General features: G+C 36.4%; 22 protein-coding genes. 11 read left to right on the top strand and 11 right to left on the bottom strand.

Annotated elements, in window-relative coordinates:
* Nucleotides 1–23: 23 nt before the first annotated feature.
* Nucleotides 24–557 carry a thioredoxin family protein gene (locus CLU97_RS21645; RefSeq protein WP_121489944.1) on the top strand — a complete coding sequence of 178 codons (534 nt, stop codon included), beginning with the start codon at nucleotides 24–26 and terminating at the stop codon, nucleotides 555–557.
* Nucleotides 558–722: 165 nt separating this feature from the next.
* Nucleotides 723–2,810, top strand: coding sequence for an ATP-dependent DNA helicase RecG (gene recG / locus CLU97_RS21640; RefSeq protein WP_121489943.1), 2,088 nt, complete (start codon nucleotides 723–725; stop codon nucleotides 2,808–2,810).
* A gap of 612 nt (nucleotides 2,811–3,422) precedes the next feature.
* Here recG and CLU97_RS21635 read toward each other — a convergent pair.
* The 4 genes from CLU97_RS21635 to dapA all read right to left on the bottom strand — a co-directional run bounded on the left by CLU97_RS21635 (nucleotide 3,423) and on the right by dapA (nucleotide 6,330).
* Entirely contained in the window at nucleotides 3,423–3,869 is a 447-nt protein-coding gene (locus tag CLU97_RS21635) for a response regulator (protein ID WP_121489942.1), read from the bottom strand.
* Nucleotides 3,862–4,443: a helix-turn-helix domain-containing protein gene (locus CLU97_RS21630; protein WP_121489941.1), complete on the bottom strand. Its 582-nt coding sequence runs from the start codon at nucleotides 4,441–4,443 to the stop codon at nucleotides 3,862–3,864. The genes CLU97_RS21635 and CLU97_RS21630 overlap by 8 nt, the downstream gene beginning before the upstream one ends.
* 284 nt (nucleotides 4,444–4,727) lie before the next feature.
* Nucleotides 4,728–5,240, bottom strand: coding sequence for a GNAT family N-acetyltransferase (locus tag CLU97_RS21625; protein ID WP_121489940.1), 513 nt, complete (start codon nucleotides 5,238–5,240; stop codon nucleotides 4,728–4,730).
* Nucleotides 5,241–5,457: 217 nt separating this feature from the next.
* Entirely contained in the window at nucleotides 5,458–6,330 is an 873-nt protein-coding gene (gene dapA / locus CLU97_RS21620) for a 4-hydroxy-tetrahydrodipicolinate synthase (protein WP_121489939.1), read from the bottom strand.
* A 107-nt stretch (nucleotides 6,331–6,437) separates the two neighbouring features.
* Here dapA and CLU97_RS21615 point away from each other — a divergent pair, with 107 nt between their 5' ends.
* Genes CLU97_RS21615 through recO form a run of 4 tightly spaced genes read left to right on the top strand, consistent with a single transcriptional unit; the run spans nucleotide 6,438 to nucleotide 11,094 of the window.
* Entirely contained in the window at nucleotides 6,438–7,196 is a 759-nt protein-coding gene (locus CLU97_RS21615) for a 5'-nucleotidase C-terminal domain-containing protein (RefSeq protein WP_121489938.1), read from the top strand.
* Entirely contained in the window at nucleotides 7,196–8,146 is a 951-nt protein-coding gene (locus CLU97_RS21610) for a bifunctional metallophosphatase/5'-nucleotidase (RefSeq protein WP_121489937.1), read from the top strand. The genes CLU97_RS21615 and CLU97_RS21610 overlap by 1 nt, the downstream gene beginning before the upstream one ends.
* Before the next feature lies 1 nt (nucleotide 8,147).
* Complete coding sequence (locus CLU97_RS21605) at nucleotides 8,148–10,403, top strand: hypothetical protein (protein WP_121489936.1); 2,256 nt, start codon at nucleotides 8,148–8,150, stop codon at nucleotides 10,401–10,403.
* Nucleotides 10,404–10,407: 4 nt separating this feature from the next.
* On the top strand, nucleotides 10,408–11,094 hold the full coding sequence (recO, locus tag CLU97_RS21600; RefSeq protein WP_121489935.1) for a DNA repair protein RecO: 687 nt from the start codon (nucleotides 10,408–10,410) through the stop codon (nucleotides 11,092–11,094).
* Between the two features lie 11 nt (nucleotides 11,095–11,105).
* Here the strand turns inward: recO and CLU97_RS21595 are convergent, their stop codons facing one another.
* The 4 genes from CLU97_RS21595 to CLU97_RS21580 form a co-directional block, all read right to left on the bottom strand.
* Nucleotides 11,106–13,775, bottom strand: a complete 2,670-nt coding sequence (locus tag CLU97_RS21595) for an MGH1-like glycoside hydrolase domain-containing protein (protein WP_121489934.1) — start codon at nucleotides 13,773–13,775, stop codon at nucleotides 11,106–11,108.
* A 112-nt stretch (nucleotides 13,776–13,887) separates the two neighbouring features.
* Nucleotides 13,888–14,697 carry a glucose 1-dehydrogenase gene (locus tag CLU97_RS21590; protein WP_121489933.1) on the bottom strand — a complete coding sequence of 270 codons (810 nt, stop codon included), beginning with the start codon at nucleotides 14,695–14,697 and terminating at the stop codon, nucleotides 13,888–13,890.
* Nucleotides 14,698–14,769: 72 nt separating this feature from the next.
* Entirely contained in the window at nucleotides 14,770–15,243 is a 474-nt protein-coding gene (locus tag CLU97_RS21585; RefSeq protein WP_228437896.1) for a GNAT family N-acetyltransferase, read from the bottom strand.
* Between the two features lie 4 nt (nucleotides 15,244–15,247).
* On the bottom strand, nucleotides 15,248–15,862 hold the full coding sequence (locus tag CLU97_RS21580) for a DUF1684 domain-containing protein (RefSeq protein ID WP_121489963.1): 615 nt from the start codon (nucleotides 15,860–15,862) through the stop codon (nucleotides 15,248–15,250).
* Between the two features lie 130 nt (nucleotides 15,863–15,992).
* Between CLU97_RS21580 and CLU97_RS21575 the strand changes: the two genes are divergently transcribed.
* Entirely contained in the window at nucleotides 15,993–17,573 is a 1,581-nt protein-coding gene (locus CLU97_RS21575) for a GMC family oxidoreductase N-terminal domain-containing protein (RefSeq protein ID WP_121489931.1), read from the top strand.
* A gap of 2 nt (nucleotides 17,574–17,575) precedes the next feature.
* Here the strand turns inward: CLU97_RS21575 and CLU97_RS21570 are convergent, their stop codons facing one another.
* The 3 genes from CLU97_RS21570 to mqo all read right to left on the bottom strand — a co-directional run bounded on the left by CLU97_RS21570 (nucleotide 17,576) and on the right by mqo (nucleotide 20,418).
* A complete protein-coding gene (locus CLU97_RS21570) occupies nucleotides 17,576–18,442 on the bottom strand; it encodes an AadS family aminoglycoside 6-adenylyltransferase (RefSeq protein ID WP_121489930.1) in 867 nt (288 codons plus the stop codon).
* A gap of 1 nt (nucleotide 18,443) precedes the next feature.
* The gene (locus CLU97_RS21565) at nucleotides 18,444–18,845 is read right to left on the bottom strand and encodes a hypothetical protein (protein ID WP_121489929.1); all 402 of its coding nucleotides are present in this window, start codon (nucleotides 18,843–18,845) and stop codon (nucleotides 18,444–18,446) included.
* A gap of 67 nt (nucleotides 18,846–18,912) precedes the next feature.
* Nucleotides 18,913–20,418: a malate dehydrogenase (quinone) gene (gene mqo / locus CLU97_RS21560; RefSeq protein ID WP_121489928.1), complete on the bottom strand. Its 1,506-nt coding sequence runs from the start codon at nucleotides 20,416–20,418 to the stop codon at nucleotides 18,913–18,915.
* A 511-nt stretch (nucleotides 20,419–20,929) separates the two neighbouring features.
* Between mqo and CLU97_RS21555 the strand changes: the two genes are divergently transcribed.
* The 4 genes from CLU97_RS21555 (at nucleotide 20,930) to CLU97_RS21540 (ending at nucleotide 24,999) form a co-directional block, all read left to right on the top strand.
* Entirely contained in the window at nucleotides 20,930–22,033 is a 1,104-nt protein-coding gene (locus CLU97_RS21555) for a hypothetical protein (RefSeq protein WP_121489927.1), read from the top strand.
* Between the two features lie 11 nt (nucleotides 22,034–22,044).
* Nucleotides 22,045–22,866 (top strand): hypothetical protein, encoded by an 822-nt coding sequence (locus tag CLU97_RS21550; protein ID WP_147436537.1) that lies wholly within the window; start codon nucleotides 22,045–22,047, stop codon nucleotides 22,864–22,866.
* Nucleotides 22,867–22,877: 11 nt separating this feature from the next.
* Nucleotides 22,878–23,648, top strand: coding sequence for a hypothetical protein (locus tag CLU97_RS21545; RefSeq protein ID WP_147436536.1), 771 nt, complete (start codon nucleotides 22,878–22,880; stop codon nucleotides 23,646–23,648).
* Nucleotides 23,649–24,219: 571 nt separating this feature from the next.
* The gene (locus tag CLU97_RS21540) at nucleotides 24,220–24,999 is read left to right on the top strand and encodes a hypothetical protein (protein ID WP_121489924.1); all 780 of its coding nucleotides are present in this window, start codon (nucleotides 24,220–24,222) and stop codon (nucleotides 24,997–24,999) included.
* The last annotated feature ends 161 nt before the right edge of the window (nucleotides 25,000–25,160 follow it).

Raw genomic sequence — 25,160 nt, 5'->3', positions numbered from 1 at the left:
TATTTTTACCTAAATATCACAATATGAAGAAAATTTTAAGCATAGTACTCTTACTTTTATTGAATTTTAGTTTTGCCCAGGTAAAGTGGATGACCATTGAGGAAGCTTTGAAAGCCCAAAAGGAAAGTCCAAAAAAGATACTGATTGATTTCTATGCAGACTGGTGTGGCCCATGCAAAATCATGGATAAAAAAACTTACGGGCATCCTGTGATTGCTCAGATTTTAAATGAGAATTACTATCCTGTAAAGTTCAATGCAGAAGAAAAAAAGAGCATCGAGATCTTTGGAAGAACATTTTCCAACCCTGATACTGAACATAAAAAAGGAAAGAACACTCTCCATGAGTTTACTCAATATATGAACGTGGGAGCCGTCCCAAGTACAGTATTTCTGGACGGACATGGAGATCCTATCACCATTCTTCAGGGAGAGCTTTCAGCAAAAGAACTGGAGCCTTATCTTGAACTGATCTCAAAAGATTTGTTCAAAAAGATCAAAACGAGAGAACAGTGGGAAGATTACCAGAAAAAATTCAAATCCAAAATCAAAGATTAAATGAGAACTTTGAAGCTTGACTTTACGGTTCAATTCTAAAAATTATCTATAGAGACTTCCAATTTTCTTGGAAGTCTTTTTTATTTTACCGAAATTCGAACCTTTATTTCTTTTGTCCGAAATAAGGATCAAAAAATTCGCAAAACAGCATTCTGAAACCTGACAATGAATCTCGATACCTCCATAGAATATGTAAAAGGAATAGGTCCGGAAAGAGCCAAACTCATCAAAAACGTGTTGGGCTTATCTACCGTGGAAGATATGTTGAACTTCTACCCTATCCGCTATCTGGACAAAAGTAAAATTTATACTGTTTCCCAACTGAAAGACGAAACCAGTCAGGAAATTCAATTGAAGGGAAGAATCACTCAGGTACAGGAAATACAGACTGGGGAAACCAAAAGATTATCTGCAAAGTTTAATGATGAAACAGGCAGCATGGATCTGGTTTGGTTTCAGTATTCCAAATGGCTTAAGGAGCAGCTTCCGATCAATAAGGAAGTTTATATTTTTGGGAAGATCAATGTTTTCAACCGTCAGTTTTCTATGCCGCATCCGGAAATTGAAGCGGAAGAAAACAAAGAGGGAGATACCCGTCTTAAACCCATTTATCCGAGTTCTGAGAAACTGACCAAAAGAGGTTTAAATCAAAGATTTTTCCAAAATGCATTGAGAAATATCTGCAAAGAAATTCCGAATCTTATTGAAGAAAATTTCCCGGAGTATCTGATGAAAACCTTTAAGTTCATGTCCAGACAGCATGCTTTTCTGAATGTTCACTTCCCAAAAGATCAGACGCATTTCGACAAGGCAGATTACAGGCTAAAATTTGAAGAATCCTTCTTTTTTCAATTAGGATATGGCTTAAAGAAACTTCATCATAAAACGCAGTCCCATGGTAATCCCTTCCCTATTATTGGTGATCACTTCAATGACTTTTATGAAAATCATCTTCCTTTTGAGCTTACTAATGCACAGAAAAGGGTTTTAAAAGAAATTCGAATGGATATGAAGAGGCCTATTCAGATGAACAGGCTTCTGCAGGGTGATGTGGGTTCAGGAAAAACAATGGTAGCCCTTCTTACAATGCTTATCGCCATGGACAATGGTTTTCAAAGCTGTCTGATGGCACCTACGGAAATTCTTGCCCAGCAGCATTATAACGGAATCAAAGAACTGTTGGAAAAAACAGGAGTTAATATCCGCCTTCTTACAGGTTCTACCAAAGCAGCAGAAAGGAGAATTATCCATGAGGAGCTTGAAAATGGCTCACTTTCTATTTTGGTTGGAACCCACGCTGTTTTAGAAGATAAGGTTAAATTTAAAAACCTTGGGTTGGCGATCATTGATGAACAGCATAGATTCGGGGTAGCTCAAAGAGCTAAACTTTGGGCTAAAAATAAAATTCCGCCACATATTCTGGTAATGACAGCTACGCCTATTCCAAGAACATTGGCAATGAGTTTTTATTCTGATCTGGATGTTTCTGTAATTGATGAAATGCCTATAGGAAGAAAACCCATCATTACAGCTCACAGACGTGAAAAAGATCGGCTGTATGTCTATAATTTCTGTAAAGATGAAATTAAAAAAGGCAGACAGATTTATTTCGTATATCCTCTCATTGAAGAATCTGAAACGTTGGATTATAAAAATCTGATGGAAGGTTTAGAACACGTTATGGAATTTTTCTCAGAATATAACGTCACCATGCTTCATGGGAAAATGAAACCGGACGAAAAAGATGCTGCAATGGCTTATTTTGCTTCCGGAAAAGCTGAAATTATGGTGGCCACTACAGTAATTGAAGTGGGAGTAAATGTTCCCAATGCTTCTGTAATGGTAATTGAAAGTTCAGAAAGATTCGGGCTTTCACAGCTTCATCAGCTGAGAGGACGTGTGGGAAGAGGCGCTGAACAGAGTTATTGTATTCTGATGACTTCGGACAAATTATCCAAAGAAAGCAGAACGCGTATCAAAACAATGACAGAGACTAATGATGGTTTTAAAATTTCTGAAGTGGATATGCAGCTTCGTGGACCTGGAGATATTCTAGGAACCCAGCAAAGCGGTGTAGTAGATTTCAAAAGACTGGATCTGATTAATGATTCGGCCATCATCAAGACTACAAAAAATACGGTAGAACGAATTCTGGAAACAGATCCTATGCTTTCCAGACCTGACAATCTGATTATTAAAAACTATTATATCCGGTATTACAAAGGAAAAAACAAGTGGAGTAAAATATCATAAAAAAACCGCAGAAAAAGATTTCCTGCGGCCCCCTTATAAAACTGTTATTTAGAAGAAATTACTTTTGGTCTGTCCAAAAAAATTTATTTTAATAGCTGTGGCTTAATATTTTGTGATGTGGTGTGAAAAATATTTATATACAATATATAATTTAGTTGAAACCACAACTATTAAAATAAATTATAAAAAAACAAAATGAATTATTTTTTCCAACTTGCTTATTATAAAAACTAACTGTGTTTCGGTGGAGATGAGGGAATGAAACGAATAAAAATATCTCCAACTACTTTTGAGTTTTCATGATTGTACCGTTTTGTTTAAAGATCTTCTGTGCTTTAAAATTGGAAAATTATTATAATCCATTTTGTTTAACTAACATCGTGATTTATATAATTTTTTGTTCTTTAGAAACAATTACTTTTCATTCATCCGTATCTTCTACTATATAATGAAATTTGTGTCTGAGTTTACTTTTACAAATGTCTGTATATTAATCCGGATCCTTTTTATATTATTTTAATTATTAGTTATAAAATTTTCACTTATTTGTGAATAGTATGCAACAAATACGATTTATGATTTATTAATATTAAATTAATAATCCTTTATTAATCAAACTTTAAGAATGAAATGATCTTTGTTTAATCCTGATGTATGATACTGCCAATTGATGGTAATAACTTCCGAGAGCACCTTTTTAAGCTTCTCAAAACACTCCGGTTTTTTCATGAAAATATTAGCGCCTTTTACAAAAATATCTTCTATTTCATTTTCTGGGATTGGTTCAGAAAAAATGGCGGATACCATATTATTGAATTTTGAATTGGATTCAATCTCTTCCAGGCATTTCATGCTTTCTTTCCCGGGAATCATATAATTGATGAAAACAATTTCCGGAACTACTGCATCTTCATTATTAAGATATTCCATCAAATCTTTCCCGTTGCTGAAGCATTGAACTTTTATAGAGATTTTAAGCTCTTTGAGAATATTTTTAAAAAAAATTAAAGTGTTTTCATCTTGATCTGCTACTATTACGTTCAGAAATTCTTTATTCATACTGCATTTTAGGGTTTACGGCCGTGCTTTGGGCTCTTCTTCGTTTGCCGATAATTTTTTGAAACATGGATGGAGTGATTCCTGTTGTATTTTTAAACTGGGTACTTAAATGTGCCACACTGGAATAGTTCAGCTTATGGGCAATCTCCGTAAGACTTTGCTTATTTCTTATGATCAAAGCTTTTGCATGCTCTATTTTTTGCAGAATAATAAAATTCTCAATAGAGGTATAAGCAACTTCCGAAAATAAATTAGAAAGGTATCCGTAGCTGTGATTCAGTTTTTCAGAAATGTAAATAGATGCTTTTACCGGAATAATCTCATCAGAAAAGACCAGTTCTACAATAGCATCTTTTATTTTCTGTACCAATGCCGTTTTCTGGCTTTCTATGATTTCGATACCATAATCTTCCAGATTCTTCTTAAAAAGATTGTGCTGTTCCTGAGTGAGGGGCTCATAGAACTCCACTTCACCAAAGTTCAGCAGCCTGTACTTCAGTCCGTGCTCTTTAAGCTTTTCGTCCAATACCTTTTTGCAAAGGGCATTGAAATCAAATTTAACATACATTTTCATCCTAGTATTATATAAGCTAATTATTTAGTAAATATAATAATTTATTTCATTTAAAAGTGAAATAGCTGTACTTTTTTTATTTTTACCATATATACGCAAAAACTCCTGTATCATTGAATACAGGAATTTAAACACTAAGGATGAAAAAAATATACTGATAAAAAGCTGTTCAGCTCAAAACCAAGCATATGAATGTATTGTTATAAGTGATTTGGTTCTGAAGCAAAGATGAATCAAAAAAACACATCACTTGTTATAGAATTATAATTAAATGTTACAGAATTTTAAGTCAAATCAAAGTGAATTATATACTCCATTTGATAATCATCCATTACGAAACCATCTCCAATATCTAAAACCAGTTCATTATATACTTTGAAACCCTGAGATTCATAGAATTTTTTTGCATTATTCTCTTTATTTACATTTAAAATAATTCTTCTGTCATTGCTTTCAGCAAGTTTTTCCTTCAGAAAGTCAAGTGCACCCTTTCCGAAGCCTTTTCCTTTACTTTCCGGAACAAGATAAATTCTGTGCAGTTTTGTAGTTCCTTCTTCGTAGCCGTGCTCGTAGCCGATAAAGCCTTCAAAAGAATCATTATTGTCGTCGAAAATTAAATAATAATGATAATTCGGATTCTCCAGATGCTTTGAAATTTCATCTTTAGAATACATTTCTCCCAGCATATAATTGATTTGTTCATCGGAAATAATTCCCACATACGCACTCTCCCATGATCTTCTTGCCAAATCCTGGATCAAAGAAATATCCTTTTCTTTCGCTTCTATTAATTTCATTATTCTGATTTTTTTATTCTCATTTTAAATGCAAAGTTTACAAAAAATTCTTCCTGAATGTTTTATTTTTTTATCCTTGCAGATGTTTTTCCACTTGACAATTATGGAAAATAAAAAGGTGAAAAGCTTTTAACTTTTCACCCTAATAAGTTTATTATAAGATTAAAATGTTACTGAAAAATTTAGAATTTATTTTCAGAAACGTATTTAATCATTCTTAAATGTTAGCCATTTCAGCTTTTATTTTAGCATGAAGCCCTTCCGAAGCTTGCACTAAAGGTAGTCTCAGGAAATTTTTAATGATTCCTTTTTCAGCTAGGATTACTTTAATACCGCAAGGGTTTCCTTCAGCAAAAATAAGACGGGTAATATCTACCAGCTTATTGTGGATTTCATAAGCTTCTTTTACTTTCCCTTCAAAAGCCAGCTGTACCATCGTAGAGAATTCTTTTGGATAAGCCTGCCCGATTACGGAAATTACTCCGTCTCCTCCTGCAAGAGTTACCGGTAATGTATACTCATCATCTCCTGACACTAATGAAAAGCCTTCAGGTTTCTTTCTCAGAATATCAAAATATTGTAAAATATTAGGTGAAGCTTCTTTAATCAGGAATAAATTAGGAAATTCCTTTGCAAGACGAAGTGTTGTATCTGCTTCTACATTCTGCCCTGTTCTTGAAGGCACATTATAAATAATAATATTCTTCCCTGTGGAAGCTAACGCTTTATAATGCTGGTAAAGACCTTCCTGGTTCGGTTTATTGTAATATGGAGATACTGAAAGTACTGCTTCAAATGCTGAAAGATCTGCTTCTTCTATTTGCTTCTTGACGTCCAGAGTATCGTTACCGCCAATTCCCAATACTAAAGGAAGACGTTTATTATTCACCTTAATGATATGCTCAATTACCTGTTTCTTCTCCTCTGCAGAAAGCGTTGCGGCCTCTGCCGTAGTTCCCAATACTACTAAATAATTGGTTCCGTTTTCGATATTGTATTCAACAAGTTTCGTTAAACTGTCGAAATCAACGGATAAATCTTCATTAAAGGGTGTTACCAATGCAACACCTACTCCTTTTAAAATGCTCATCTGTTAGAATTATTTTTGCCAAATTTAATCATTTACACCAAGAATTTGTAATAAATAATAATGTTTTATTATACATATAGTTATATTTGCATATACTAAAAGATATTATGAAAAATAAATTCTTGTTACTAGGAATTGCCCTGGCGTCCCTTACAGCATGCAAAACGGCTTCTGCGCCACAGCTCATGACTGTAAAGACTCAGAAAAATATTTCTATTAATAATGAGCTAAAAAATGAAGAGGAGTTTGTAAAATTTATTGAGCCTTATAAGCAGAAACTGGATAAAGAAATGAACCAGAAGATCTCGCATACCAATGTAGATCTTACGAAGCAGGGCGATAACAGCAATCTGGGAAATCTTTTAGCCGACTATACGTTTGAAGGAGGCAATGAATGGATCAAAACTCACCTTAAGCAAAACGTAGATGCTGCACTGATCAATATCGGAGGAATCCGTACCACAATAGGAAAAGGAGATATTTTACTCAAAAATGTATTTGAAGTAATGCCTTTTGAAAATGAAGTTGTGATTGTTAAAATGAAAGGAGCAGATCTACAGGGGCTTTTTGAGTATTATGCAAAAACGCAGGTCAACAATCCTGCTTCTCATTTATATATTGAAACAAAGAACGGACAGATCATTAAATCTTTAATCAACGGGAATGAAGTAGATCCGGCCAAAGACTATTATATTGCCACCTCAGACTATCTTGCACTGGGCGGAGACAATATGAAATTCTTTGCAAAAGGAGAATCTATTCCAACAGGGATTAAAATGAGAGATTTATTTATTGATTATTTTAAGAAAACACCTGAAGTAGTACCAAATTCTGATGTTCGTTTAAATTTTATCGGGAAGAAATAATGGATAGAAAAAGTTTTTTAAAAGCAATAGGCGGCGGATCTTTAGCAATGGCTTTAGCTCCCAATATGATGATGGCGGAAGAATTAAATATTCTCCACTTAAAATCTGCAAATAAACTGACTATTCTTCATACCAATGATCAGCACAGCAGAATAGAGCCTTTCGATGCGAGCTATACAAAAAATCCTAACCAGGGAGGTTTTGCAAGAAGAGCCAGCTTAATTCAGCAAATCAGAAATCAGGAAAGCAATGTACTGCTTCTTGATTCAGGAGATATTTTCCAGGGAACCCCTTATTTTAATTTCTTTGGCGGAGAACTGGAATTCAAATTAATGTCCATGATGAAATATGATGCCTCTACCATGGGAAATCATGATTTCGATAATGGGCTGGACGGATTTTTAAAAGTTCTTCCTAATGCAAAATTTCCTTTTATCTGTTCCAATTATGATTTTAAAAATACAGTTCTTGACGGGAAAACTTCACCCTATCAGATTTTCAACAAGAATGGAATCAAAGTAGGAATTTTCGGAGTGGGAATTCAGCTGGATGGTCTTGTAGGTAAAAAGCAATATGGAGAAACCGTTTACTCTAACCCGATTGACGTAGCACAGCATTATTCAAATTTCCTGAAAAAAGATCAGAAATGTGATCTTGTGATTTGTCTTTCACACATCGGCTACGACTATAAAGACGAACCGGATAAAATAAGTGATAAAATTTTAGCAGCCAATACAGAAAATATTGATATTATCTTAGGTGGCCATACTCATACATTCTTACCAGAACCTCAATCTTATACCAACAGACAGGGCAAAAATGTACTTGTAAATCAGGTTGGATGGGCAGGCCTTCTTTTGGGCAGAATAGATTTTTATTTTGATATAAACAAAAACGTAAAGCATATTTCCTGGAACAATCAGGCAATAGACAGCAGCATAACCGCATAATATGAAAAAACTCTCTCTAATTTCTCTTGGTATTTTAGCATCTCTGCAGTTTACAAAAGCACAGGTCATTTCATCAAAAAAATGGGCAGATCTGTTTTCCTACAATAATGTCTTCGCCATGAAAGAAGATAATGGGAAGATTATTGCAGCCACAGAAAACGGAATATTCTACTATACAATAGCAACAGGAGAAATTACGAAGTTGTCCAAGGCCAATGGTCTGCACAATATCGGAATTACAGCTTTCGATTATAATCCGCAGACTAAAATCGGGCTTATTGGTTATCAGGACGGATCTATGGATGTTGTTACTCCAAAGGAAATCAAATATATTGTTGATATCCCTATTGCTACCGGCTATAATGGAGACAAAAAGATCAACCATATTTCCATAACCGGAGATCAGGCAGTAATTTCTGTTGGTTATGGGCTTTCCATATTCAATCTTACTAATAAAGAATTCGGAGATTCTGCATTTTTCATTACTGGTGGTGTGTATCAGGCAAGTAATGAAGCCACGATATTCGGGAACAAAGTATATTCTGTTACAGATACAGGATTAAAGAGCCATCAGATGAATACAACTTTCCCTGTATACACTACATGGACTACAGAAGCTCCAGGAGCATTCAAACATATAGATTCGGAATCTGAGCTAGCCTTTTCAACTGCTACCGCTGCCTATGTGTACAACAACGGAGCTCCTATCCAATTACCAACCACTTTTGAAAACATCCGTGATGTTGTTATTACAACGAATAACGTGATTGTCACAGACAACAGAGTGTACACATACGGAACAAATGGAGTATCTCAAAATGCAGTAAGTTTAGGCGAAGAATGTAATACTGCTTTAACAGCTGGAGGAAAAATTCTGGGAGGAACTGTATTATCAGGAATAAAAGACGAAGGTAATATTACCTATAAACCTTCGGGACCTTATTTCAATTATGCATATAATATTAATCTATTTGATAATAATCAGATGCTTGTGTCTACCGGTGCACGATTAGATAACTATAATTTCCCAGCTAATAATCCAAAAAAACCTGGTTTTTATTATTTCAATGGTACAGAATGGATATACCCATCGTTTTTTGTTAACAAGAAAATAAGTAACGTTAATGTGCTGGATGCTATTTTAAGCCCGTACAGCAGTAATGAAGTACTCTTTACTAATTATACCACGTTTGAAAATGGTGTTTACAAAATGAAATATAATGCGGCAAACAAAGATTTTGACCTGGTAAAATATTATAATCTTGGTGCAAAACCTTTTTACAGACGCCCTGTTGGACTTACTACAGATCCTCAAAATAACATTTTTGTATCTTTTGGATTTAATGATGGAAATCCTTCCATAGGCATCTATGATAAAGCTGCTGATGATTTTGTCATTAAGAAACTCATTCTTGCCAGTGATGGTATACAGAAGTCTATTTTCTACGAAAATATGCTGTGGACTCCGCTGCCAAGATCTAATAACTTCTGGGTATATGATTATAAAAACGCACTCAACCTTTCCGATGACTCAGATTATATCCTGGGTACGTCTAATGGATTCACAGGTTCGGGAGGAATCTTATCTGTAGCATTTGATAAATCCGGAGATGCATGGATAGGAACAGATGGAGGCTTAAGAATAATGCCTAATGCTACATCAGAAATAAAAAGTACAGATCCTAAAGTAGAGCCAATAGTTATAGAACAAAATGGACTGGGCGAAGAACTCTTCAGAGAATCTGCTATCCTTCAGATTGCTGTAGACGCAGGAGATTATAAATGGGTATCTATTGACGGTGGTGGTGTATATTATCTTTCTTCTGACGGCCAGAAAACCATAAAGCATTTTACCAGAGAAAATTCACCTCTGCCTACCAACAGTGTTACAGATATAAAAATTGACAAAAAAACAGGTAAAGTATATTTTGTAACCTATAATGGTATTGTTACTTACCAGGGTGATGTTGCTGATGTAACGTCTAATTTTGGTGAAGTTGTAGTATATCCTAACCCTGTTGTTTATTCTAACTTCAAAGGGAAAGTAACCATTAAAGGCCTTGCAGAAAAAACCAATATAAGAATTGTAGATGCTGCAGGAAATGTAGTGCATTCTGCAGTAGCTCGAGGAGGTTATTATGAATGGGATCTTAATAATCAGAAAGGGGCAAGAGTAGCATCAGGAATTTATTTTGTTCTGATGACTAATGAAGACGGATCTGACAAAGCTACAGCCAAAATAGGAGTAGTCAATTAAATTAATGAATTCACAAAACGGTTTTTTACTTTCATTTATCAAATATGGAGAAAACGATGCTGTACTGCATTGTTTTACAGAAGAAGAGGGTTTTCAAAGCTATTTTCTGAAAGGAATCTATTCCAAAAAGAACAAAAAGAAAGCCCTGTTGCAGCCACTAAACCAGCTTAACTTCTCTATAAATCCATCCCGGGGTAATGGTATAGCGACTGTTTCAAAATTTGAATTGGTAAAGAATAATGACATTTATACAGATATAAAAGTCAATACCGTCATTTTCTTTATCTCAGATTTCCTGAGCCATATCCTTAAATATGAGAATAAGAATATTCCCATTTATTCCGGCATTGATCATTTTATCAATGAGTTGACCAAAAAAAATTATCAGGCTCACCTTCTGTTTTTACTGGCTTTTTTAAAAATCCAAGGTGTTGCCCCATTATTGAGTGAAGGTAGATTCTTAGATCCGGAAACAGGAACTTTTTCCCCGGGGATCTGTCATCAGCTTTTCAATGAAGAAATTTCTACACTGTGGAAAGAAGCGCTTTGTGCGGAAGACTTTTATGCGACAAAGATCCACTCTTCCTTAAGAAAAGATTTTCTGGACAGTCTTTTGGTGTACTATCATTATCATATCACAGATTTCAAAACTCCAACTTCTTTAGAAATTATTCAACAGATATTTGAGTAAAATATTTTTTTTTACTTCTCTTTTGCTTTTTCAACATCATCCGGTATTTCAGTTTCAGATTTCGCAATTTCTTTTTTGGAAAATCTAGGCTGTAAAATTTTGGCAATAAGACCCGTCCATCCCGTTTGGTGGGAAGCTCCTACTCCACGGCCATTATCTCCGTGAAAATATTCATAGAAGAGTACATAATCTTTAAAATCCGGATCGGTCTGAAATCTTTCGTACTGCCCATGAACCGGTCTTTTTCCGCTTTCATCTTTTAAAAATATCTTCGCAAGCCTTTTGTTTAAAGCATCTGCAATCTGATCTAGGTTTGAATAATTACCGCTACCCGTAGGATATTCCACCAAAAAATCAGGGCTGTAATAAAAGAAAAAACGCTGCAGACTGTCGATGATCAGAAAATTAATAGGAAACCATACCGGGCCACGCCAGTTGCTGTTTCCGCCAAAAAGTCCGCTGTCACTTTCTGCAGGGGTATATTTTACGCTGTAATCCGTATCATTCAGCGTTAAAGTATAAGGATTATTTTCATATTCTTTTGATAAGGCTCTTACTCCATAATCACTTAGAAACTCATTTGGATTCAGCATTCTGCTTAAGAGCCTTTTCAATCGGTGCCCCCTAAGCAGAGACAGAAGATGCTTAGAATCCTGACCTTTCACTTCCCATCTTGAAACCAAAGAAGCGAGCTCAGGCTTATTATCCAGTACCCATTTCATTCTTTTTTTGAAATTGGGAAGGTTTTCAATCATTTCATCATCAATAACCTCAACGGCAAACATGGGAATTAAGCCTACAATTGTTCTTAACTTCAGGTACATGTGCGTTCCGTCACTGGAAGCTATCGCATCATAGAAAAATTCATCCTGCTCATCCCAAAGACTGAAATTTTCGTCGCCCATATTATCTAATGAATGAGCAATTGATAAGAAATGTTCAAAAAATTTCATCGCCATTTCTTCATACACTTTGTTATAAAGAGCTAATTCCAAGGCAATTCTCATCATATTCAGGGCAAACATGGCCATCCAGCTGGTACCATCAGACTGTTCCAGCTGTTCTCCATTAGGTAAAACCGAATTCCGGTCAAAAACCCCAATATTATCGAGACCTAAAAAGCCCCCTTCAAAGATATTATTACCGTTAAGGTCTTTTTTATTCACCCACCAGGTAAAGTTCATCAGTAGTTTCTGGAAAGCACTTTCCAGAAATTCAATATCAGGTTTATCTTTTAAATATTCATCAATTTTAAATACTCTGAAAACTGCCCAGGCATGCACAGGAGGATTTACGTCGCTAAAATCCCATTCATAAGCGGGAAGCTGACCGTTAGGATGCATATACCATTCAAACAGGAAAAGTTTCAGCTGATGTTTTGCAAAATCCGGATCTATCAGAGAGAAGCTTATGGTATGAAATGCCAGATCCCAGGTTGCATACCATGGATATTCCCATTTATCCGGCATGGAAATAATGTGTTCATTATTAAGATGCTTCCACCCGTAGTTTCTTATTTTTTCGCGGGATTTTGGCGGCTGCATTTCGGATGGATCTCCTTTCAGCCATTTTTCTACATTGTAATGGTAGAACATTTTATTCCAGAGCATTCCTGCAAAAGCTTGTCTTTGAACCAGTTTTTCATCATCAGAAGAAATTCCTTTCTGAATTTCTGCATAAAACTCATCTGCATCTTTCTGTCTTTGTTCAAAAAGAGTGTCAAAATCTTTAAAGGGCTCTCTCAGATCTTGATCTGAAAGTCTGAATTCAAATGTTTTCGATTCTCCAGCCTGAAAATCTTCATCAATAAAGAAAGAAGCTTTGGTTCCTGTATTTTGTGGATTCACAGACTGAGAATTTCCCGTCATCACAAAATTATTGATACCGTCTTTACAGTATTTTGACTCATTAGATGATTGGTAAAGTCTTTCATTATTGGTTTCGTTGTTGCAAAACAGCGTCTTTAAAGATTGTTTTCCATACACATTTTTAATCTCAATGTCCTGATGACTTACATGGATATGATTAGCATCTTCAGCATGCAGCTGTGGCTTATAATCATCATATCCCCAGTTCCAGGTATTTCTGAACCAAAGAGTGGGCAATATTAAAAGGGGAGCTTCTTTTTCAGATTTGTTGATAATCGTTAGCCTGACCAAAATATCATTCTGGCTTTCTTTTGCGTATTCGATAAAGATGTCAAAATATTCATTCTGATCAAAAATACCGGTATCAATCAGCTCATACTCTGCTTCATCTTTACCTCTGGCAGCATTCGTTTTTACAAGATCTTCGTATGGAAAAGCATTCTGTGGATACTTATACAGCATTTTCATATAAGAATGCGTAGGGGTAGAATCCAGATAATAGAAATACTCCTTTACATCTTCGCCATGATTCCCTTGTCCATTGGTCAAACCAAAGAACCGCTCCTTCACCATCTTATCTTTCTTATTCCAGAATCCTACAGAGAATACCAGCTTTTGAAGATCATCACAAATTCCGCATATTCCCTCCTCACCCCAACGGTAAGTTTTGGCTTCTGCGGTATCATGATTGGTATAGTTCCAGGCATCTCCGTTTTCACTGTAATCTTCACGAACAAGTCCCCATTCCCGGTTACTGACATAAGGACCCCATTTTTTCCATGAAACATCTGAAATTCTCTGTTTTTCCGACATAAACGATAATTATAAGTAATGAGCAATAAATAATGAGTAATATTGAGTATCGTTTAAAGCTATGAGAACAATCTCTAAACCTTGAACCTTGAACTTTAAACCTTAAACTCTCCTACCCTCCCGTAGAAAAACTCTCAAACGTAGTCATTCCGCCATCAATAAAGATACTGGCTCCTGTAATATAGTCTGCAAGATCACTTGCAAGGAATGTAGCTAAGTTTCCGATATCCTGAGGCTGCCCTATTCTGTTATAAGGAATAAGAGTAAGAAGAGAATTGAGTGCTTCCGGAGTACTCCATGCATTCTGATTGATAGGAGTCTGAATAGCTCCCGGACAAATAGAATTTACACGGATTTTGTCTGCACCATATTCCTGAGCAAGGGTTTGCATCAGCATTCTTATTGCACCTTTGCTGGAAGCATAATTAGCATGTCCAGCCCATGGAATAATTTCGTGTACTGAACTGATATGAATGATTTTTCCGCAGGCGACAGAACGTGAGAGATCTATTCCGCGTCGTAAAAATTCTTTAATGGCTTCTCTGGCACATAGAAACTGCCCTGTAAGATTCACTCCTATGACAGCATTCCACTGATCCATAGTCATTTCGGTGAATTTTGAATCTTTTTGAATTCCGGCATTATTAATCAGGATATCTACGGTCTGATATTCAGCCACTACATCCTGAAACATCTTGATGACCTGATCTTCTCTGGAGACATCACACTGATAGGTCATTCCGATTCCTCCTGCATCAGTAATTTCTTTTAAAACAGCTTTAGCATCTTCTACAGATCTTTCTGAAGGATAATTGACAATGACTGTTGCTCCTGCTGACGCTAATGATTTTGCAATTCCGGATCCGATTCCGCTGGAAGCTCCTGTAACTATAGCTACCTGATTTTTAAGTGATATTTCCATCTTTTGAATTTGTTTCTAATCAAATTTATGGAAAGATATCAGCAGATAAAAAATAATAACTCTTAAAGTTTATTAAAGTTTTTTGTACATCAGATACTGAGGTCCGCTTCTTCCGATTCTGGTTTTGCCATCATAAATATATCCTGCCTGAAGATAAATATGATAAGCAGATTCATTTTTTTGGTTGACAGCCAATACAATTTCATCGCAGGGATTGAAGCGTTCTCTGACAAAATGTTCAACTTCCAGCATCGCCGCCTTTCCAATTCCCTTGCCCTGCATCTGAGGGTTCACAGATAGAGAACGTACTAAAACTGAGTTCTCATTATCGGTAAGTTCCAATTTATCTTTTCCAAAATCGAGTACAAAAAATCCGACAGGCATATCATTTTCAAATATCGTCACTGGAAATGCATTATCATCATCCCGCTCACTGATACTTTTTAAAGCCTGTTGAGCTGTTGCTGTAAACCTCATCTGATTTTCATCCAAAGCATAGCTAACTCCGGAGAGATCTTCCTGTTTAAAAAATTCTAAATGTATCATAATATTAGTGATGGTAGATATCTTCATACATTACCCCGGCACGGATTTCCACAGGAAGCTTATTTTCTTCTGGAACAACAGGGCAATTGTAATCATAAGCGTTATAAGCACAGAAAGGATGATAAGATTGATTAAAATCAAGTACAATCGTATTTCCTTTCGGGATTTTAAGATCCATATATTTTCCTCCTCCATAGGTTTCTTTTTCATTGGTAGCATCACGAAATGGAAGGAAGAGATAGTCTTTATATTTTTCCTGCTTAATCAAAGCCAGACTTTGGTACAATGTTACCGTATAGGGCTTGCCATCTAAGGTAAAAGTCGCTTTTCCGTATTCCTGATAGGTTTTTGTTTTCCCTGAAGAGGTAGGAAGTTCAAAAGGCTGGGTGTCTTTTGATTTAACAAATTTTGCAGTTACCCGGTATTTGGCATCAAAAGGAAAGAAAGGGTGACCTTTAAAGTTGGTAAAATTATCTCCCCTTAATGGAGTTTCCTTTGGATTGAGATATTCCGCATTTAATTCTTTTTGAAATTTCTGTACCTCTTTCTCTTCCTTTGATATCTTTTTTTGAGAAAAAAACCATAGTGGAAGGAGTAAAAAGAGGAGTATATATTTCATGAGTTTAAAATTATAAGTAAAACTATGAATTTCCGAGACAACAGAAGTTAAAATTGTAATAAAAAATATAATCTGTAATAAATAAAACAAACACCAATAAATATAGCATACTTTTTGAAAAATAAAGCTCATGGACAGAAAAAACTTCATTAAAACCAGTGTTTTGGCGATATCCGGATTTTATTTTCTTCAATCTGAATTATTTCACGCAGCAGAAAGAAAAAACAGCCAGATAAAGAAATATCATGATGTTCCCATTATTATTATCGGCAGTGGATATGGAGGGGCGGTATCTGCCCTTCGTCTTTGTGAAGCCGGAAAAAAAGTAGTACTGCTGGAAATGGGTCTTAACTGGGAAAAAGCTGGTATTCCGTTTTCCAATCTTCTGAAACCCGGAAAGAGTTCTGCATGGCTGAAAAAGAAAAGCATTGCCCCTTTTATGAATATTTTTTCTCTGACTCCTTTTACCGGAACACTGGATCGTCTTGATTTTGACCACATCAAAATCTGGTTAGGAAGAGGTGTTGGAGGAGGTTCCCTGGTAAACGGCGGAATGGCCGTTACCCCTAAAGAAAGCTATTTCAAAGAAGTTTTTCCTGATCTTGATGCTGAAAAGTTTTACAGTCATTACTTTCCTTTGGTACGGGAAGAGCTTAAGGTAAATGTGATTGATGAGCAGTTTTTAAAAGACTGTCCGTATTACAAATTCACACGTGTAGGTGAAGAAGAGGCTCACAAAGCTGGTTTTAAAACGATGAGAGTTCCTAATGTGTATGATTTTAAATACATGGAAAAGGAATTCCGTAATGAAGTTCCACGCTCTGCCCTTAATACTGAAGTGATTTACGGAAATAATCATGGGAAAAACAGTTTAGACAAAACCTATCTCAAAAAAGCGCTGGAAACCGGAAATTTAGAAATTCTGGATCTTCATCACGTACAAAACATAAAGCTGAATGATGATAAAAGCTATACTTTACATGTTCAACAAACTGATACAGCCGGAGCTTCGGTTACCGACAAAGTTTTCACCTGCAAAAAACTCATTCTTTCTGCAGGAACCATGGGCACTTTACAGCTTCTGTTGAAATCTCATGCAGTAAACGATTTCCCTGTTCATGAAAAGGTTGGAAAAAACTGGGGAAATAATGGAAATTTCATGACCGGAAGAAACTGGGTTAAGCCATTATCCGGCGGAACCGGAGCCAAGCAATCTACTATCCCGGTGGGAGGAATTGATAACTGGGACGATCCTGAACATCCGTTTTTCACAGAAATTGCTCCTTTGCCTATGGGAATGGATGTCGCTACCGCTTTGTATCTGCTGATCAACAGAGTTGAGAAAAAAGGTGAAGTCACATACAATAAAGCCAGCCAGTCTCTTACATTGAATTGGGACGAAAGCAATACTGTTAAAATGAGAGAAAATGCCCAATATTTTATCCGGAAAATGAATAAAGCCAATGGCGGCACCAGAAGTCATTTGCTTTTCAATAATGGTTTTGGGGCAGATATCTGTTATCATCCGCTTGGCGGCTGTGTTCTTGGTGAAGCTACCAATGAATACGGAAAGCTAAAAGAACATGAAAATCTCTATGTTCTGGATGGTTCATTAATTCCGGGAACCATTGGCGTTAATCCATTTGTGACCATTACGGCTATTGCAGAATATTGTATTGAAAATCTGATTAAGCAAAATGAATTTGCTTAGAATTAAGGCATTGTATGTACTTCCTTAAGATAGATTCGGATATCGTCTTCCAACTTTGAAGGATAAATAAAATGAAGTTTTTCTGCCAATGAAGTTCCCAGCTCATGTACCAGAGCTGCATAAACAAACAGGGCCTTCCAGTTTTCCTCAATATCACTTCCTGAAAATGTATTTTCTACCCTGCTCCAAAGATCAGCTGATAGATATTTTTTGAAAAGTCTTCCATGTTTATTGGCTGTGATATTATTCCAGTCATTATTTCCGGCTATGTACCATTCGATCAAAGGGATAAGGTAATCTGTACGGAGAATATTTTCGGACATGAATTTAGCATAAAAAATATCACCCCGTTTCAGGCATTTTGCTACATAAGTTGTATCCCACCAAAAGTCATTCATCAGCTGGTGAAATTCTTTTTCTGTAGGTTTCTTAATCATGATTGATTGGTAGCTCGGAAGTTTTAGATTTTTGGTCAAATTATCTTTATCCAGTAAAACTTTATATCCTACATCCCAATCTTCGGGAAGATTTTCTTCATTGATTTCTTCAATAAATTCCGATACCTGATAAAGTTTAAAATCAACTTTCACATGATCTTTGTATAACACCATTTTCATGGCATGTTTTCCATCAAAAACACTGTCATTTTCTTCAATCATAGAAATGGGTTCACCAAAAAGACTGATCCATTCATTTCCCAATTCATAAGATACTCTGTTTTCAAAAACAAGCTCTACATCAAGGTCACTAAAATTATCTACGGGAGCGTAAGGGTTTACCAGAGAACTGGTCAGGAGAACAGCACGGATATCCGGATTTTTTTCAGCCCATTGAATAATCTGTTCCAGTTTTTCTTCCCTTATTTTCATATCAATAAGACTCTGATATTTTTACACGATATACATCTGAAGTATTTCTTTTAATTGATTCTACAAAAAAACCTCCTTCCTCGGGAATAACTTCTTTGAGATCAAAACTTTTACAATCTTTTGGAAGTCCGGAAAATATTAAGGTAAACCAAAAGTCTTTCATAAAGGGAACCGGCGTCCAGTATGGGGAAATTGAAATGTTTTCAGCATGAATCATTTTGCTTCTATGCTCAGACTGATTATCGAAAAGATAGGTCGAATGCCAGATCCTGATCAGGTTTCCTAAAAACGGTGATGCCGGAAAACAGCAGTGTACAATAACCTGCCGCTCCTCTTCTGTTTTAGCCTGAAGAGATTCCAGGATTTCCTTTGCAATTACTGGTTTTACAATTACTTCTTCCACCTTTTTATGAGTAATAAGTAATGGGCAATGAGTAGTAGCAATTACTACTCATTGCCCATTATGGATGTTAATATTCTAATTCTAGTTTTTCTTTGGTATAATTCCTCACTTTATGGGTCAGTTCCGGGTTTTCGGCCAGTTTTTGTCCGTAAGAAGGTATCATTTCAAGCAATTTTCCTTTCCATTCTCCATGCAGTTTTTCCGGGAAACATTTTTCCAATACATTCAGCATGGCATATACAGCTGTAGAGGCTCCTGGTGAAGCTCCCAGCAGAGAAGCAATTGTTCCGCTTTTGTTTACCACCACTTCAGTTCCGAATTCCAGCTTACCCCCTTCTTTTTCATCTTTTTTGATGATCTGAACTCTCTGTCCTGCTACTTTCAATTCCCAGTCTTCTTCTTTTGCATCTTTGATAAATTCTCTCAAATGCTGCATTCTCTGAGATTTCGTCATCGCAACCTGCTGGATCAGATACTTCGTCAGTGGAATATTATGCCACCATGCTCCGAAAAGTGATTTTAAGTTTTTCGTATTTACACTCTCCGGAAGATCAAGATAGCTTCCTTCTCTTAAAAACTTCGTTGAAAATCCTGCAAAAGGTCCGAAAAGAAGCGCTTTTTTCCCATCAATAATTCTAAGATCTAAGTGTGGAACAGACATTGGCGGAGCGTCTACTGTGGCCTGAGTATATACTTTAGCGTGGTGTTTTTCTACCAGCTCCTGATTGTGGCTTACCAGCCATTGTCCTGAAACCGGGAAACCTCCGTATCCTTCACTTTCTTTAATATCTGAACTGTCCAGTAACGGAAGTGCATATCCTCCAGCTCCAATAAATACAAAATCTGCTACTACTTCCTGCTTATGGCTGTGGATCCTGTCTTTTACCTTCATTTCCCATTTCCCGCTCTCTCTTGGGCTGATGTCTTTCACTTCATGATACAGGAACACCTCAACATTGGAATCTTCCAGAAGATGTCTTCCCATTTTTCTCGTCAGAGTTCCGAAGTTCACATCCGTCCCCATATCCATCTTTGTGGCTGCCATTACCTCAGACTGATTTCTTTTGCTCATTACCAAAGGAATCCATTCTTTCAGTTTTTCATGATCTGTAGAAAACTCCATTCCTGAAAAAAGGACAGAGTCTGCCATTTTATCATGACGTTTTCTAAGATATTCGGCATCTTTCTCTCCAAATACCAAACTCATATGTGCACAGGAATTGATAAATTCTTTTGGCTCATGAATATATCCTTTGGTAATCAGGTAAGACCAGAATTGTTTTGAAATTTCAAACTGTTCTGCAATGCTTTCTGCTTTGGTGATATCAATAGATCCGTCCGGTTTTTCCGGGGTATAGTTTAGCTCACAAAAAGCGGAGTGCCCTGTTCCGGCGTTGTTCCATGCAGCTGTGCTTTCTTTGGCAAACCTTCCGAGTCTTTCGAAGATAGCAATTTCAAGGTTTGGATCAAATTCATGAAGCAGTGTTGCTAAAGTAGCGCTCATGATTCCGCCCCCTATCAGTACAACGTCATATTTAGGTTTCGGTGTTCTGCTTGTAAGCGATTGTGACATAATTTTAAAATTTTACTTCAAATTTCGGGAAAAGTTTTAAAAACAGGAACGCGTTTAACGATTTTAACATGTTATTTTTGTTTGAAAAACACTTCTTTATCACACAACAAAAAACGATGGAAAATTTCAATAAACAACCATTGAAATGATTGATAAATACTACAATTTACATTAAAATAAAATTAAATTCTCATTTTTTTAATTCACTAATAGGTAAATAATTCAGTTGCTTTTTCACGTCAAAATCCTTCAAAAAGTTAAGTTTACTTAAGTTCGGCACAATAAATGACATAACTATAAATATTTACGCATATAATATTTTTCAAACACATGTGATAAATAGATATTAAATAATCAGATAAAATCACTTTTTATTGATAAATAGCTAAAATATTCGATATAAATCGATATGCAAAACATAAAATAATTGTTTTTTTTACGTACTTTTACATTGAATTAATACATATTAAACCAAAATTTTAGTTAAAATTATTTCATAAACATACTAGAGATGAAAATTATTACCTTCTTGGGTACACTGTTTGCGACAGCAGCATTTGCCCAAAGCGGAAGTGTTGGGATCAACACGTCTACACCCGACCCAAGTGCCATTCTGCACATTGAGAACTTCAAAGGAACTCCAGCCACGGTTACGGCAACTATTTCAGGCGGAGCAGTTACCGGCATTACGATTAACAATGGAGGAAGCGGCTATACAACGGCACCTACCGTTAACTTTTACGGAGGAGGACCAGTGATAAGCGGAGGTTCAAAAGCCCGCGCTACGGCAACCATTACCGGAGGAGTGGTAACAGGCATCACGATTAACAATGGAGGAAGCGGTTACACCTCGGCCCCAACGGTAACAGTTTCAGGAGGGAATAAAGGAATGCTGTTCCCTAATTTGAATCTTGCCAACCTCAGCAGCACTACTACACCAGTTGCCTCTCCTGCCAATGGATTAATTGGATTTAACGGAGGAACTAACAGCAACAATAAGGCGCTGCATGTTTTTAATAGTACCACCAATTCATGGCAGAGTACCATTGATGCTCAAAATACACCAAAAATTGCTTACCTTGATTTCACCGGATCACTATCCGTATTAGATAATGCTGTGTCAGGTGTCAGCAGCCAACTTTTGGTGAATAATCCAGCCATTTCCGGAGTATCGAATATCAGTGGATTCAAAGTACGTCCAAGCACTTTAGGAGGATATTCTCTGATTCTTCCGCAGGGAAGTTATCTGGTGGAAGTCAATCTGAATTTAAATTCCCCTCAGGAAAGCCCGGCAGGGGTAAACAGTACGGCTCCATTATCAGGGAGTACCTATTATCTGATGGGATATTTTATAGATTTTAACAGTGATGTTTATAATAATTCTACCAACTCTTTTACGGAAGGGCCATATAGCAGAAAAGAAGTTCCTATTGTTTCAAAAGTAAGCACCAACCATCTGGCTACATGGTCTTTCTATTATACCGTTCCTGCCAATGCCAATGCTAATATTATAGGCGCACTGAGAATGAGCCTGGGAAGAATGCAAAACAGTACATTCTATGACCTTGTAAATGTCATTGCCAATGGATCTTATATTAAAATATCTCAGCTTTAAAAACAATGAAAATGAAAAAATGTTATATCCTGCTATTATTGATCATAGCACAGACCATATATGCACAGGTTGCTATTGGAAAATCCACAGTAAGCAGCTCAGCTGTTTTGGATGTAGCCTCTACAACCGGTAAAGGAGTTCTTCTTCCCAGAGTGGATATTATAGACGTACTGAGCAGTACATCACCTGTAAGCAGCCCGACAGAAGGACTTGTTGTGTACAACAAAGGAAACTCTATCAGCCCTGGTGTTTATATTTGGAAAAACAATATGTGGAACTTGCTGTCTGACACCTACAACCTTGTAAGTTATATGATGCTTCAGCGTACGACAGATTATGCGGTATTGGGTGGTTTAGCCAACGGTACCTATAAAAATTTCAATGACGCAGCCTTTACTGTCATATCGAATGATATCGGTGCTTTATATAATTCATCTACCGGGGTAATTACTCTTCCGGGGAACAGCGGTTATCTGGTGAATGTATGCCTGAACGTAAGAACAGCTCTTGAAACAACAACAGGTGGAATTGGCGGAACCCAGGTTCATCTGCATCAATATCTGGTAAAACTTGTAGACCCTGTGAGTGGAACCCAGTATGGCAAAACAATCAGCATCAATGCGCAGTCTATTGCCGCCAATAAAACCCACACGCTGAATATGAGTTTTTCTTTTGTAACCACTTCACCTTCTCCCATTCTTTTAGTGCCTGCTATTGCTCACGACAATGGAGGAACCTATCAGAACGGAGCTGGCGGTAGCACCCCTAATAACGGAGAGATTATTATTACCAATGCGAAAGTTGATATCCAAAGATCAGCCCTTAACCAATAATTAAAAACACAATGAAAACATATATTTATATTGTCTGCATGATACTTTTCGGCACGTACACAAATGCACAGGTCGGTATCAATACAAACACTCCTAATACAAGCAGTGTTATGGACATAAACTCGTCGAACAAAGGGGTTCTTTTTCCACAATATGATCTTGTTGTTCTGAACAGCACTTCAACTCCTGTTGCCAACCCTACAGACGGACTTATTATTTACAATAGCGGAGGGGCTTCCACATTTCCGAAAGGATATTACGTGTGGATCAGAAATCAATGGCAGCGTACCCTTATTGCGGGGAGTGAGCCTCAGAATATGTCTCTGCTTATAGGTCCGGGAGTTTTAATTCCTGCCGCAAGTACTAATAATACGCTTGCAAATTTTTCTGTAACTTCTAATAAAATTACGGGTGCGTCTCTGGCCGCAGATAACTCCACCATTACATTACCTGCCGGAAATTATATTATCCGTTATTCCGTAGACTCAGGAAGCGGAACGTTCGTCAGCGGATCAAATACACAGTATCTTGGGCAGAACTTCACCTGCACCAGGTCTTATCTGATTAATTCGGCTACCAGCGGAACAATTACTGAAGTGAACAGAACGTGTCTTTTGTCGAGTTCTTTTACTTTTTTTCAGGGAACTTATTTTCTGACGCTGGCTGCTCCTACAACCATTCGTCAGAAATTCGAATTTGATTCTTCGGGAAATGGTTTTACGGCCAACAACCTTAATATCAGATCATCATTATCCCTTGTAATTACTAAGATGGGTCAATAAAAAAAAGAGCTTAAGCCTAATTATGTATGTTTAAAACAGGATTTAAAAATTTAAATCCTGTTTTTTATTTCCCAGCCGGGATTATATTGCTTACGCAAAACTTCAACTAGCCTTAAAAATCATTATCATACTCAAAAATCTAATTCAGATTTTTGTTCATTCCTCTTTCCTGCAAACAGCAGTCTTATCTTTCGTCAGCATTTTCAAAATGTGAAGGACAAAACTTCCATACCCTGTCATTTTTCATCTTTCAACCTACAACAGTAACGAGCCAGAATCTTATTGGGTAATTTATTAAAACCACAATCATTTTTACTCTCATCATTCATTAAAAAAGCAGATATAATAGATAAGTAATATCACAAAAATGAAATATAATATCTAAGTAACACCTATACATTGTCAACTTTTTAATAAAGGAAAATAAATTTGCATACAGAATAGACACAGGAAAATTTAGTCAAGGTTTAAAAACTTCATTATTTTTTGTCAGGCTTCTGATCATTTAAATTAATAATAAAGTTGTACTGACTTCTTGAAATGATTCTAAACATAATAAAAATACGCAATAATGAAAAAAACACTTATTCTATGTGCAATGATTACGACGTCATTTGCATTCGCCCAAGTCGGTATTAATACTCCAAATGCTCAGTCTACTTTAGATATAGTAGGTAGCCCAAATGATACTACTAAAGCAGATGGTATTATAGCACCCAGACTCACCGGTAATCAGTTAGCGGCAAAAGATGCAAAATATACAGCAGCTCAAACAGGAGCAATGGTATATGTAACAGCTGCGGCAGCTCCCACAACTCCTAAAACGATCAATGTAACCTCTCCTGGTTATTATACTTTTAATGGGAATATATGGACCACTTCCAGTAATAATACCGGAGGGACTTTAGTATCTTATGAAACATTAATATCAGGAAATACAGTAGCTTATCCCGGAAATAATACTTCGGTAGCTTTAGATATGAGTATTGGAACCGGTACTCTTGCCAGTTGGAGAATTAATAATACGACATTAAAGGTACCGGCTGGTAAATCAGGAAAATACCTGGTAAGCTTCACCGGAGGAATAAGAGTAATAGGCGATGTACCCTCATCATATTCATTTTTTATATATCTTAATAAAAATGGAACTAGCCTCACAACAGGTACCCCCGGCTGTACAATCCCACAGACAAGCGGAGCTTTCACAAGTGCTATTTTCTCCGTTTCCTGGAGTGAAGTTTTAGACTTAAATGTCGATGACACAATAAGTTTTTCAGGTTTAGTTTTTGGAGCTTCCGGAACCCCACAAACATTCAGACTTTCTAATGTTTCGATTCAGAAAATAAACTAAAAAGAAGTAAAAAAATTGAAAACCCCTGAAATAAGCAGTGATCACACGAAACTCATTTTAAGGGGTTTTTATTTAATTTGAGCTATATCATCAGTATCTTTAGTTCTGCTGGGATAATAGTTTCAATATCAAATCATCACCAGGATTATCATTACAAAAAT

This window comes from Chryseobacterium sp. 7, assembly GCF_003663845.1.
Lineage (GTDB): Bacteria > Bacteroidota > Bacteroidia > Flavobacteriales > Weeksellaceae > Chryseobacterium.
This window is presented reverse-complemented; position numbering and strand designations above follow the sequence as displayed.